Genomic DNA, 12,785 nt, shown 5'->3' on the forward strand with positions numbered 1-12,785 from the left:
TCGTCGGCGACGTGGGGCGCGCCGGTCATCACAGCATACGCGGCTTCCGATGAACCGGCGATGAAGTGGGCAAGCGCGCGTGGGGTTGCGCGCCGGCGTTCAGGCCTGTCGCGCGGGGTGGTCTGCCTGCCGACCCGGCAGCCTTAACCCGCCGTTCATTCGGTAAAGTCACCCACTTCAATATCGAGCAGCGCCATGCTCATCGACTTGCCGTGCGCGTCCAGCGCCAGCGAACGCGTGACGCCTCCCCCCAGCGCGTTACCGAGCACGAAATTGAACGCGCCCAGCAGCGGCAGTTCGTAGCGCACGACCTCACCTTTGACCACATCGGCGAGATGAGCCTTGACGCGCTCCGGCGTCAAGACGTTGCGCAGATGGGCGTAGTGCTTTGCGTCATAGCAGATCACGGAAATATTCAGCGTATTGCCTTTGTCGCCGGTGCGGCCATGGGCCAGTTCACGCAGTTTCATCGCTTGCCTCGACAACCTGGAAAGCCGGATTCACCTGTTCGCGCGGCAGCAACACAGACTGCACGGCGAGCACCTCGCGAGTCGTCTTCGTTACGCCCCCGCCGCCCGCAGGCCCGTTGGTGTAGAGCGTTTCGACCTCGTTGCCGATGCGCGCCGCTTCCTTCGCGTTCGCCGTGCGCCCCGCCACGCGAATACGCACTTCGTACGGCTCGTCATGATTCGCCGCGAGTGCATCCCCATAGAGGGCATTCATGCCGATCACGTCGAAGCGCAATTCGGTCGTGTCGACGCCCGTGGTCACGAGGCGCTCCCGCACGATGTCGAGCGCGAGTCGCGCACGTTCAACCGCGCCCGGTCCGCCGTAGGAAATCTGTCCCTCTCCGATGTAGCCGTCGACATACGCGACCGACACCTTCAGTGTTCCGGGGCGGGCGCTGCCGCGCCCGCCCGTCACACGCACGCGGTCTTGCGCCTCTTCCACGATACGCACTCCGCTGAAATCAGCGACGACATCGGGTTGAAGGTAGCGTTGCGGATCGTGAATCTCGTAGAGCAATTGTTCCTTGCATGTCGCCTCGGTCACGCAGCCGCCCGCATGCGGCACCTTCGTCACGACGACGCTGCCATCGGCGCTCACTTCGCCGATCGGAAAACCTAGCCGCGCGAGATCCGGTACGTCCTTGAAACCGGGATCGGCGAAGTAGCCACCTGTGACCTGCCCCGCGCATTCGAGCAAATGCCCGACGACGGTCGCCTGTCCGAGCGTGTTCCAGTCGTCCATGCGCCAGCCGAACTCGTGAATGAGGGGTGCCGTGAACAACGACGGGTCCGCGACGCGCCCCGTCAGCACGATATCCGCGCCCGCCGCGAGCGCCTCGACAATCGGCGCCGCGCCGAGATAGGCATTCGCCGAAACGATGCGGTCCCTGTAGTGGCTGACATCGTCGCCGGACTCTTCGAAGCGCAGTTGGGAGCGCAGGACGACATCGAGCACATCGTCGCCAGTGACAGCGGCAATCTTCAGTCCACCGAGTCCAAGCGCCTGCGCGATCTGGGCGGTCCTGATCGCCGCTGCACGCGGATTCGCCGCGCCCATGTTCGAAATGATCCGCACGCCGTTGCGCATGGCGACCGGCAGGACGGCGCGCATGCGCGCTTCGAGCAGTGGATCGTAGCCGAGTGCGGGATCGTGACGGCGCGTCTGTTGGGCGATCGCGACCGTGCGTTCCGCGAGGCATTCGAATACGAGGTAGTCCAGCGCGCCGTGCTCCGCGAGTTCGGCAGCGGGTTCGATGCGGTCGCCCGAGTAGCCTGCGCCCGCGCCTATCCGTATGCGCCTTGGTGATTCGGTCCGGTTCATGACTGCTACCACTCCTGTTTACAGCGGAAACACGCCCAGCACGACGCACGCGATCGTCATGACGATCGACGCGCCGAACAGCAGCGGAAACGTGAACTTCTGATGATCGGCCAGATCGATTCCACACAGGCCGACGACGAGAAATGTCGCCGGCGTGAGCGGGCTCACGGGAAAGCCGGTGGTCATCTGGCCGAGCAGCGCGGCCTGGCCAATGTGCACCGCCGGCACACCGAGCTGCGACGCCACTTCGGCGATCACCGGCAGCACGCCGAAATAAAACGAATCGGGGTCGAAGAGCATCGAAAGCGGCATGGACAGCACACCGAGCACGACCGGAATGTGCCCGGCAAACGCAGGCGGCACGAAACCGACCGCCGCCTGCGCCATCGCCTTGAGCATGCCGCTGCCCTGCATGATGCCGGTGAACACGCCCGCTGCGAGCAGAATGCCCGCCATCATCAGCGCGGCGCGCGCGTGGGCGTCGATGCGCTTGCGCTGCATGTCGACGTTCGGGTAGTTCACCATCAGGGCGATGCACAAACCCACCATGAACATGATCGCGGGCGGAATCTTCTCGCCCATCACGACCATCGTGCCGAGCACGACGATCGTCAGGACGATGTTGAACCAGAAGTTCTTCGGGCGGCGCAGCGCCTGCTCCTCGGCTGTGAGTTCGCGTTTGGGCAGCGCAATCGTGCCGCTGGCGGAGGAATAGCCGAGGCGCTTTTCCTCGCGCCTGCCGAGCCACCAGGCCATGCTGAACACGAACACGAGGCCGATCGCCTGGACCGGAATCAGCGGATTGAAAAGCGCAGATATCGGCAGATGCAGCGACGCCGATGCGCGGATCATCGGCCCCGTCCACGGCAGGAAGTTGATGCCCGCCGCCATCGAAACAGCCGCCGCCAGCACGCGCTTGTCCATGTTCAGGCGCTCGTACAGCGGCAGCATGGCGGGGATGGTGACGAGAAAGCACACGGCGCCCGAGCCGTCGAGGTGAATGAGCAGCGCGAGCAGCGTCGTGCCCACCACGATACGCGTCGGTTTGGTGCCGACCGTGCGCAGGATGCGGTCGATGATCGGATCGAGCGTGCCCGCGTCCGTGATCGTGCCGAAATAGAGAATCGCGAACACGAACATGCCGACGACGGGCGCGAGGCCTTTCAATCCATCGATGACGAACTTGCTCGTCTGAAAGCCGAATCCGCCGATCAGCGACGCGACGAGCGGCACGATGATGAGCGCGACGAGCGGCGACATGCGTTTTGAAAGAATCGCGGCCAGCAACACCACGATCGTCACGAGCCCCAGCAACGGCAGCATGTTGTGTCTCCAGTCTTGTCTTTTAGTGCGGACCAGCGTAAGTTCGGCACTGCAATAACACAATTGAAATGAATTGATCGCAGCTATCACAGTTCATTATGGATCTCAACCTCCGTGACATTCGTGCTTTCGTGACCGTGGCGCACGCGGGCAACTTCACGCGCGCGGCGGCCCGGCTGCATTTGTCGCAGCCCGCGCTAACCGTGCAGATTCGACGCCTCGAGGAAACGGTGGGCGCGCGTTTGTTTGATCGCAACAGCCGCAGCGTGGCGCTGACCCAAACGGGCCGCGAATTGCTGCCTATCCTGACGCGATCGCTAAGCGATATGGAGCAGGCCCTACGAGATGCGCGCGCGCTCGGCGACGGGTCGAGCGGCACGGTGCGACTCGCGTGCCTCCCGACCTTCGCCGCCAGCGCGCTGCCCGAGCTGATCCAGGCGTTTCGCCAGCGCGTGCCACAGGCGCGGTTTCAGGTTCGCGATGTCGTCGCGAGCGCCGTCAACGCACTCGTGCGCAATGAAGAGGTCGATATCGGCCTGACCGGCGGCCATAGCGTCGATGCGACACTCGATATCCTGCAGACGGGCGAGGACCGCCTCGTGATCGTGTGTCCGAAGACCCACCCGCTTGCGCGCAAGCGCACGGTGACGGTCGACGACTTCGCTTCGCTGCCGCTGGTGCTGACCGCGCCGGGAACCAGTGTGCGCGCGGTGGTGGACGCCGCGCTGTCGAACTCGCGTTGCACGCCCGATATCGCGTGTGAGCCGATGTATATGATGACTGCGGTTGCGATGGTGCGCGGCGGCCTCGGGATCTCCGTGCTTCCGGAATCCGCGCGCGAAGTGCATGCCGAGCGTGGTCTCGTTATGCGGCCGATCGACGATCCGGCGTTCGTGCGGCCGATTGCGCTTGTCAAGAAGCGCGGTCGGACGCTGCCTCGTGTGACTGAGGATTTTGTCGATACGGTCGATCTTGGGGGCAAGGTGGGGGGTGACGCGGCCTGGACGTAGCGGGCCACTACGGCGGAGAAGGCGGCCCCTGCATCGGGTCCGGCGAGTCGATCAGCTGGCTGAACCCGGGCGCGACCCGGCACAGTTGCTTAGCCGCAAGCATCCGCCTTCGCGCTTGTCGCATTTCGATCGGCGCGGCTCAACGACCGCCGCCGTGACTCGTTCGTACCGTTAAACGATTCGAAACCGCTCTGACGCCGCGAACTGACCTTGCCGCGCTACTGGCCCGCTCGATCTGTGAACGCTGTGGTACCCACCCAGTCAGCGTAGCGATGCCGCCGCGCACCTGTACGTGAATATTCATGGAGTTCAGCCCGGGATTGCGCACGAGAGCTCGACGGACGTCGCCAGCCAGCATGGTATCGGACCTCCGTCGCGGCGCGGCCGTTGCAACCGCCGCCGTTTGCGCGGAGCCGTCGACAGATGGACTTACCGGTGTTTGTGCACCGGCACAGGGCGCGCCGCCTGCGATGGCAATTGCCAGCGCGGCACCGACGACTTGTCCTCCGGGGCGACTTCCCATGCTCCCTCCGGGTCGGCTTCCGAACGGCACCTCGCGACGAACATTCTCGCGTGAGCCCAACAGCGCGCAACGGTAAGACGGACACCCGACGTGCTCATGCGTGGATATCGTCACTGCTCAATATAGCTTCCCGTCGCGCACACGAGAGACCGATCGCCAGTGCAGATGTCACAGGTTTTGACCCCGGTATTTGAAGGCCCTTCGGAAAGGTACGAATACCCCGAGCAGAAGGCGCACCGCGCCGGTATCCGGTGAGCTGTTACAGGCGCGGCGCCGCAACCGCGTCGCTCCCGGCCTGGGCCCCACGCCGGCCCGACGGGCTGCCCAGGGGCCTGCGGCGGGACCCGTCGCGCTCGACCTCCACGATGCGCTCAAGGTCATCTTCGCGGGCGCCGCGGCGTGGCTGCCCTCGCGGGAACCTGGGAGTCTGGCAGCATGGCTGCCGCCGGTTCATTCCCTGGGGTGCTTCATGTTTTCCGATTCGATGGCCGCATGCCATTCCTCGCTCGCCTCATCGGGTTCCAGCGCGTCGTCGATGGACGCGCTCGCGCGCTCGGCGGCCGCCCTCGCTTCGTCTGCCTCGACTTCAGGTCCCTCGTCGGTGACCTCGGGGGGCCGGATCATCTCCTTGAGCATCGCGTCCAGCTCGGGCGTATCCCATGGAAGGTGACGCTGCATTTGCAACTTGATGTAGTGCCTCACTTCCGCATCCTGCTCAGCAGTCAGAGGCAATCCCCGAAACGTGCTTTCTGGGCCGAGGTCAATCATGGCGTCCTCCTGTTGCTAAGGCCTGCTGTCTAGCAGTGTAACCCCGGTGTCACGGCCCCGCTCCCTGAGCGAACGCACCCAGCAGCGCGACAAGGATGAAGTGCGAACGGAGACAAACCCTCTGCGGCAACTTCCGGTGAATATTCGTGACCGTGTCGCATCGTCGTATCTGATTCCATTCGATGAGGTAGCAATGAGGCACGATCGGAGTGGCGGCGAGTCTCCGCCTTGTGGTTCGCGCAGGACCTCCAATGGTTTTAAGTTCTCACATGGCTTTCGCCAGAAACCGCGCGGGTCAGATGGTCGCGGCGAGCGACCTGCCGTCCGTTGGACCGGCGATTTTCCATTGCGCCGGCTGCGGTGGCGAGGTCACTCGTGCGTCCCGCCGCAAAGGCCCGAGCGCCAGAGATTTCACGATGTCGACGGTGCTTGGCTGGCTGTACATGCGCTACAGAATTGTTCCGGCGCTCGAGGATGCGGAAATGGTCGCGGTCCATCAGTATCTTTGGGTGCTCACTACGCAGGGCTATCTGTCCGAACTGCCCGACCAGCAATTCCGCGTGCTGCCGGAGCCGCGTCCCGACGTACTCTCGACATTGCGGCGGAATCGAGATTCGAGGTTGAGCGTCAGCGGCCTGCGCGTCTGCTCGGAGCGGATGCGGATGGAGATTCCGGTCAACCAGGTCTAACGGCTGCTGGAGTATTTTGAGGATGGCCATCCTGCAGTATCGGTGGCGACCTTCGTGCATGACACCATGCTCCGGCTTCATGCCCTCGAGCGCACCATTGTGGCGCTACTGCGTGAGGCTGATCTGATCGTCGGACAACCGGGTGCGGGTCGACAGTTTGAAGCGGGGCACGAGCGTGTGCGCCGGTTGGATGCGGTTGCAAACAGAAACGACGCCGCGAGACCAATAGCGTCACCGTACAGAAAAAGATACGCGGGGGCAGCGATGGAGATGATCGAACGCACGTCGGCCGGAAAAGAGCGACTGTGGAGGGCGTGGTGAATCTGTCCGCATGTAAACGCGAAAGCTCATCGCCGTATCAACGACCACAACAGCAGCGCCAGCAATAGAACCGAGATCCCCTGCCAGAACAGCACTGGTTCGCTCTCGAGCAAGGGCTTGCGTCGAACCGGAGCCATCGCACCCTGGCCGCTCGAAAGGCGCTCGAGATCGGCGCAGACTGCGAGTACGTCCTGATACCTGCGTGCGGGATCGGACTGCAGCGCTTTCTCCAGCACGAGGTCAAGCCAATGCGGCGCGTCGAGCCGGTACTCGTAGAGCGGCACGCGACCATTGAAGCCGTACGGCAGTTTGCCGCCACTGAACAGCCGGTAAAGCGTCACGCCATACGCAAATACCTCGGAGCGCGCATCGCCTTGCGCACCCCTCATCAACTCAGGCGCCATGTACGCGGGTGAGCCAGGCGCGGAGGCTGGGCCCGGTAGCTCCATACCGGGCATATAACCAAAGCCCAGGTCGAGCAGGCACGTCCTGTCGTCCTGCATCACCAGCACGTTCTCGGGCTTGATATCGCGATGGAAGACATTGCGCCGATTCAGCGCGTCGATCGAGCGGCCCAATTGCCGTGCTATTCCGATCGCGCGCGGCAGCCCTATGGGCTCGGGCGCCGAAAGCAGCTTTTCGAGCGTGACTCCCGCGCCGAGCGGCATCACCACATAAAGCCGGGTTTGCCGATTGGCGTCAACAGGCAGCGGCGCGAGCACGCCGACGTCGCCGACCTTGCCTGCGAGCCAGCGCTCCCGCACGGTCGACTGGCGTATGTTCTCGTCTTGCTCGACGCGCGGTTTGGGAAACTTGAGCGCCAGTGGCGTGTCCGGATCGGCCAGATCGTAGCCGGCGAAGATCCGCGAATAGAAGCCATCGCTGAGCACGCTCTTGAGCAGATATCCATCGATCACGTCGCCGGCGTCGGGCACGGCGAGAATCGGCAGCATGCCGACCACTCGCTCCAGGTAGCCGACGTCGAGCAAAGGCACGCTGCCGACGTCAATCACCGCGCTCGTGACGTCGTCCTGGGAGCCGCGCGTCAGTGCCAGCGCGTCGAGTCGGCGCGCAGTTTCGAGCGCGCCATTGCGCGTCGCGAGCACCGTCTGCAGTTCCCGCACTGGCACATGACGATAAAGGCCGTCTGAGCACAATAGCAGGCGATCATCCTCGCGCAGTTCGAACGTTTCGAAGCGGGTCACGAGCGCCGGGTTCATGCCAACGGCGTGCGCCACGTACGAACCAAAAGCAACCGGCACAATGTCGTCTTCGCCGATTTGTGCCAGTTGCCCGTCGCGCAGCAAATAGAGCCGCACATCTCCGGCCGCTACCAGATACGCTGTGGCGCGCCGTATGACCAGCGCTGCAAATGACGCGGCCATCTGTTTAAGCTTTGGATCGACGCGGCCCATGTGGTGCAGCCAGCCGTGCACCGCCTGTAGCGAACGCGCAGCGGCCACGCTGGGCTGGAGCGTTTCGGGTAGCCCGTAATACGCATCGATGAAGGTACGCACCGAAAGCTCGGCCGCGACCCGGCCACCCTGACTTCCGCTCACACCGTCTGCCAGCGCGATCACACTGCCACGCGCGGCGCGCGCAGCAAGGTCGCCGAGCATCACGCCGAAATAGTCTTCGTTGACGCGATTTTGCCCACGCAGACGCGCCGGGCGGGAGACGCAGCCGATCTCGAGCGCGGCGCATTCGCCGCGCTCGGGCTGCAACTGCAAGTCGACTTCCTGAGGATCCGTTTCGCGAGGAGCAATGGCCGTCCCGGCTGCATGGACCGACCTCCAGTCCGCAGCCGGTGCGTAAAGGTGGTCCAGGGAGCGCGGTTCAGTCATTTACTTTTTGCCGTGAGTCATCACGTCGCTGGTTTCCAGATCGTGTTCGATCTTCTCGAGCACCTGAGGCGAACGCTTCTTCAGCATGAGCAACCAGACCGTGCCGACCAGCATGTACGCTACGAACAGATACGGCAGTATGTTATACGGATAGTCCGGCACCGGATAGACGCTGCCGATCACTGCGCCGACCATCGCCAGCGCGCCAAGCACGCTCCACAGCACGTTGACCGGCTTGAGCACGCCCAGTTTCTTCAGATAGATAGGCGCGGAAACCGCGACGAGAAAATAGGTCACCAGAAAGCCAAAGGTGGCGAACGTACTCGTGTAACCGAAGGTATTGAGCGGACCGGTGCCAAGCATCGCAATGCACACAACGAGCGTCACGATCGAGGAAAACGCCACAGCGAGATACGGTGTCTGGTGCGTGCGGTGAACCATTCCCATCGAGCGGTGCACGAACTGGTAGCGCCCCATGGAGTACAGCAGGCGGCTGGACGAGTTGATGCACGCAAGGACGCACGAGAACGCGCTGACCGAAGCGATCAGATAAAACACCGGGCCGAGCGGCGAGGCGCCGACGCTTGCAAGCAAGGTAGTAAGCACGGCCGAATCGGCACCGAGCTTGGCTGCATCGTCGTGGTAGGCGATCGTCATCGAATAGGCGACGAACATGAAGAACAGGCCCGACAGGATCACGCTCCAGACCACGGCGCGCGGAATGATGCGCAGCGGGTTCCTGGTCTCCTGGCCGAGCGAGGCAGCACTTTCGAAGCCCACGTACGAGAAGATGCCCAGCACCATGCCCTGCGCCATACCCTTCCTGCTCACGCCCTGCAGGCTCAATTGCGTATGGTCGATGATATGGTCAGGATGCAGGGCGAGCACGTAGATCAGCACGCCGCCCACGATCACCACCGAAGCTGCCTCGATTGCCAGTGAGAGGCGCGAGGAAAGCTTCACGTCGCGTGCGGAGAAGAACCAGGCGAGAGCAATGAAAACGGTGTAGACCGCCCACGACGGGATATTGATGCCCCAGGAAGAGAAGGCATTCTGCACGAACACCACACCTGCGGCACCCACCCCCATCGCGGTGCCCACATACGCCGCGATCAACCCCCAGCCGGCCATGCCCCCTGCCATCGGCCCGAGCGCGCGCGAAATATAGATGAAGAATGACCCGGCGGTTGCAATCCGGCTCGAGAGCGCGATGATGCTCATGCTGACCAGCAGCAGCCCGAGCGTCGAAAGTCCATAAATCAGCCAGGTCCCCGCGCCCGCCAGCGCCGCGATCGCGGTCACATTGATCGAAGGAGTAAAGGTTGGCGAAACGTTTGCGATAGATTGGCCAATCACCTCGGCAAAACCTAAAGTACCGGCACGCAGGCCGGTTGACGATGCTGGCGCGGTGCTTTGCGTACTCATGTAGGGCTCCTGAAAGATTGGTGATTTAACGGACTTTGCTTAAATTTCCCAGAGTCAAAAATTCCAGCCAACTGAATTTAATTGTTCCAGCCAGGAATCCACGAAGTGCCCGCGAGCGGCACGCGTGCCATCGCTGCGGCTTCCACGGTCAGGGCGACCAGATCCTCGGGCTCGAGGTGATGCACGTTCTGCTTCCCGCAGGCACGCGCGATCGTCGTCAGCTCCATGTTCAACGTCTTCAGGTAGTTGCGCACACGGCGCGAACCTTCGTCGGGCAGGACGCGCTGTTCGAGAACGGCGTCCTGTGTCGTCACGCCAACGGGGCATTTGCCGGTGTGGCAGTGGTGGCAGAAGCCCGGCGACGTGCCAAGCGCTGCATAGTCGGCAGCCGCCGAATGCAGTGCGCCGTTCTGGAAGTAGCTGTCACTATTGCAGCCGAGTGCCATCAGCATGCCCTGCCCGATCGCGACGGCGTCTGCACCAAGCGCCAGCGCCTTGGCTACGTCGGCTCCCGTCCGTATGCCGCCCGACACGATCAGCTGCACCTGCCCTTTCATGTTCAGTTCTTCGAGAGCGTCCACCGCCTGGCGAACCGCAGCCAGCGTCGGAATCCCGACGTTCTCGATGAAGCAGGTCTGCGTGGCCGCGGTGCCCCCCTGCATTCCGTCGATCACCACCACGTCCGCGCCAGCATGTACGGCAAGCTTGACGTCGTTGAACGTGCGGGTTGCCCCGACCTTCACATACACGGGCGTGTTCCAGTCAGTAATTTCGCGCAGTTCCTGGATCTTGATCGCCAGATCGTCGGGACCGGTCCAGTCCGGGTGACGGCTCGCCGAGCGCTGGTCGACGCCGGCTGGCAAAGTACGCATCGCTGCCACGCGCGGATTGACTTTCTGCCCGAGCAGCATCCCGCCACCACCCGGCTTTGCGCCCTGGCCAATCACGATTTCGATCGCGTCGGCACGGCGCACGTCGTCCGGATTGAAGCCGTAGCGCGACGGCAGGCACTGATAAACCAGCGTCTTCGACGAGCGGCGCTCCTCCTCGGTCATGCCGCCGTCGCCGGTGGTCGTGGACGTGCCCATCGCCGTCGCGGCCTGCCCGAGCGCCTCCTTGACGTTCGCCGACAGTGCGCCGAAGCTCATGCCCGCAATCGTGACCGGAATATCCAGCACGACAGGTTTCTTTGCGAAGCGAGTGCCCAGCACAGTCTGGGTCGAGCACTTCTCGCGGTACCCTTCGAGCGGATAGCGCGACAGCGAGGCGCCGAGAAACAGCAGGTCGTCGAAATGCGGCACGTGGCGCTTCGCGCCCAGACCGCGAATTTCATAAAGACCTCGCTGTGCCGCCGAGTGGATATAGTCGATCGTCTTGCGGTCGTAGCCGTGTGACTCTTCGTGCTGCAAACGAACGAATTGAACGGGTTTGGCATCCATGGGGAACCTTCTCAGAGAGCGTGTGTTCAATATTCCTGGTTGGCGTCGGCGTTCCAGTGATAGAGCGTGCGTGCCGACGCGATTCGCTTGAAGGACGCTGGATCGTGATCCAGCCCGCCCGCCGCGAGCAATACGCGCACTGCGTCGAGATCGGCATCGCTCATCGGTTCGTACTGCGCGTCCGCCCCGAGCGATTTCACTTCGCCGCGCACGTAGAGCACTGCTTCATAGAGCGAATCGCCCAGCGCGTCGCCCGCGTCGCCGCATATCACCATGCGGCCCGCCTGTGCCATGAAGGCCGAGAAGCTGCCCACGGAGCCGCCCACCACGATGTCGCCGCCCTTGAGCGAGATTCCGCAGCGCAGACCCGCGTCGCCGTCGATCACGAGCAGTCCGCCGTGCGCAGAAGCGCCCGCGCCGTTCGAGGCGAAGCCTCGCACATGCACCTTGCCGCTCATCATGTTCTCGGCGACGCCCGTGCCGGCGCTCCCCTCGATCACGATCGTCGCCTGCTGGTTCATCCCGCCGGCGTAGTAGCCCGCGTGGCCCTTGATCGTCACATGCAGGTCGGCATCTACGCCCACGGCGATGTTGTGTGCCCCATTCGGCGACGTGACGGCGATGCGCTGACCCGCCAGCGCCGCGGTGTCGCCGTGCAGGTATTGGTTCAGGTCCCGGACCGTCTGCGTATCGAGGTCGAAATTCAGGCTTTCCATACGTACATCTCCTCGGGAGCGGGTTCGAAGACCGTCGCATTGCGGATATCGGGCAGATGCGCGAGCGAGCGAAACTCCGAGGCAATCGCTACGTAGTCGTCGTTCTCCGCGACCACGGCCGGCTTGCACGCGAACGGATCGCGGATCAGCGCGAGCTCGGTCGTCGTGCCCATCAGGAACGTATAGAAGCCGTCCAGGTCCTCGAAGCCTTTTTGCAGCGCCTCGGGCAGCGCATCGCCCTCGCGCAAACGCCATTCGATGAAACGGCAAGCGGCTTCGGTGTCGTTGTCGGTCTCGAAGTGGATGCCGAGCGGCTCGAGCTTGCGCCGCACGCCATACGGGTTCGAAAGCGATCCGTTGTGCACGAGGCAGAAGTCCTCTCCCGCCGTGAACGGATGCGCGCGGTCCGGCGTGACGGCCGATTCCGTGGCCATGCGCGTGTGGCCGACGAGGTGCGAGCCTTTGAGGTTCGCGAAGTCATAGCGCGCGGCCACTTCGGCCGGCGAGCCGATGTCCTTGTAGAGGTCGATCGAGCGTCCAGTGGAAAGCAGATAGAGCTTCGGACAATGCTCGCGCAACCACACCTTGACGCGCTCCGCATCGCCCTGAAGCGTGAGCACTGCATGATTGCCCTTCGCGTCGAAGCGCGCGGTGACGTCCATGGCGTGATTGAGTGCGTCGGCGAGTGCGGCCCAGGGAAATTGCGCGCCCTCGTCCGTGAAGCCCGCGTAGAGGCTCAGCTTGCGCTGGCTCGCATCCACCTCGCTGCCGAACACTGCAAGCCCCGCCGAATCGGGTCCGCGCTCGGTCATGCCGATCAGCATCGGCACCATCAGCTCGCCGAGCCGCTCGCGTAGCGCCGGCGTCTTCACCAGCAACCCTACGATTCCACACATT

12 protein-coding genes are annotated in these 12,785 nt (G+C 63.5%); 2 read left to right on the forward strand and 10 right to left on the reverse strand.

Annotated elements, in window-relative coordinates; all coding sequences use genetic code 11:
• Positions 1-155: 155 nt before the first annotated feature.
• The 3 genes from M3I56_RS13330 to M3I56_RS13340 are packed head-to-tail and all read right to left on the reverse strand — an operon-like array spanning position 156 to position 3,153.
• Entirely contained in the window at positions 156-470 is a 315-nt protein-coding gene (locus M3I56_RS13330; protein ID WP_254354340.1) for a hypothetical protein, read from the reverse strand.
• Positions 457-1,830, reverse strand: a complete 1,374-nt coding sequence (locus M3I56_RS13335; RefSeq protein ID WP_254354341.1) for an acyclic terpene utilization AtuA family protein — start codon at positions 1,828-1,830, stop codon at positions 457-459. Before M3I56_RS13335 ends, M3I56_RS13330 begins: the two co-directional genes overlap by 14 nt.
• Before the next feature lie 18 nt (positions 1,831-1,848).
• Positions 1,849-3,153: a CitMHS family transporter gene (locus tag M3I56_RS13340; RefSeq protein ID WP_254354342.1), complete on the reverse strand. Its 1,305-nt coding sequence runs from the start codon at positions 3,151-3,153 to the stop codon at positions 1,849-1,851.
• 98 nt (positions 3,154-3,251) lie between these two features.
• On the opposite strand from M3I56_RS13340, the gene M3I56_RS13345 reads away from it, so the two are divergent.
• Complete coding sequence (locus tag M3I56_RS13345) at positions 3,252-4,163, forward strand: LysR family transcriptional regulator (RefSeq protein ID WP_254354343.1); 912 nt, start codon at positions 3,252-3,254, stop codon at positions 4,161-4,163.
• 139 nt (positions 4,164-4,302) lie between these two features.
• Here M3I56_RS13345 and M3I56_RS41355 read toward each other — a convergent pair whose 3' ends face one another.
• Together M3I56_RS41355 and M3I56_RS13355 are read right to left on the reverse strand one after the other, a co-directional pair.
• Positions 4,303-4,686: a BON domain-containing protein gene (locus M3I56_RS41355; RefSeq protein WP_309249153.1), complete on the reverse strand. Its 384-nt coding sequence runs from the start codon at positions 4,684-4,686 to the stop codon at positions 4,303-4,305.
• A 450-nt stretch (positions 4,687-5,136) separates the two neighbouring features.
• Entirely contained in the window at positions 5,137-5,454 is a 318-nt protein-coding gene (locus M3I56_RS13355; RefSeq protein ID WP_254354344.1) for a hypothetical protein, read from the reverse strand.
• Between the two features lie 269 nt (positions 5,455-5,723).
• Here M3I56_RS13355 and M3I56_RS13360 point away from each other — a divergent pair, with 269 nt between their 5' ends.
• Positions 5,724-6,143, forward strand: coding sequence for a hypothetical protein (locus tag M3I56_RS13360; RefSeq protein WP_254354345.1), 420 nt, complete (start codon positions 5,724-5,726; stop codon positions 6,141-6,143).
• Positions 6,144-6,490: 347 nt separating this feature from the next.
• Here the strand turns inward: M3I56_RS13360 and M3I56_RS13365 are convergent, their stop codons facing one another.
• The 5 genes from M3I56_RS13365 to M3I56_RS13385 form a co-directional block, all read right to left on the reverse strand.
• A complete protein-coding gene (locus tag M3I56_RS13365; protein ID WP_254354346.1) occupies positions 6,491-8,308 on the reverse strand; it encodes a bifunctional protein-serine/threonine kinase/phosphatase in 1,818 nt (605 codons plus the stop codon).
• The gene (locus tag M3I56_RS13370; RefSeq protein ID WP_254354347.1) at positions 8,309-9,733 is read right to left on the reverse strand and encodes an APC family permease; all 1,425 of its coding nucleotides are present in this window, start codon (positions 9,731-9,733) and stop codon (positions 8,309-8,311) included.
• 77 nt (positions 9,734-9,810) lie between these two features.
• Positions 9,811-11,172, reverse strand: a complete 1,362-nt coding sequence (locus M3I56_RS13375) for an FMN-binding glutamate synthase family protein (protein ID WP_254354348.1) — start codon at positions 11,170-11,172, stop codon at positions 9,811-9,813.
• A 26-nt stretch (positions 11,173-11,198) separates the two neighbouring features.
• A complete protein-coding gene (locus M3I56_RS13380) occupies positions 11,199-11,888 on the reverse strand; it encodes a protein glxC (RefSeq protein ID WP_254354349.1) in 690 nt (229 codons plus the stop codon).
• Positions 11,876-12,784, reverse strand: a complete 909-nt coding sequence (locus M3I56_RS13385) for a class II glutamine amidotransferase (RefSeq protein WP_254354350.1) — start codon at positions 12,782-12,784, stop codon at positions 11,876-11,878. Before M3I56_RS13385 ends, M3I56_RS13380 begins: the two co-directional genes overlap by 13 nt.
• Between the last annotated feature and the right edge of the window lies 1 nt (position 12,785).

The organism is Paraburkholderia sp. CNPSo 3281 (assembly GCF_024206515.1).
Classification (GTDB): Bacteria; Pseudomonadota; Gammaproteobacteria; order Burkholderiales; family Burkholderiaceae; genus Paraburkholderia; species Paraburkholderia nodosa.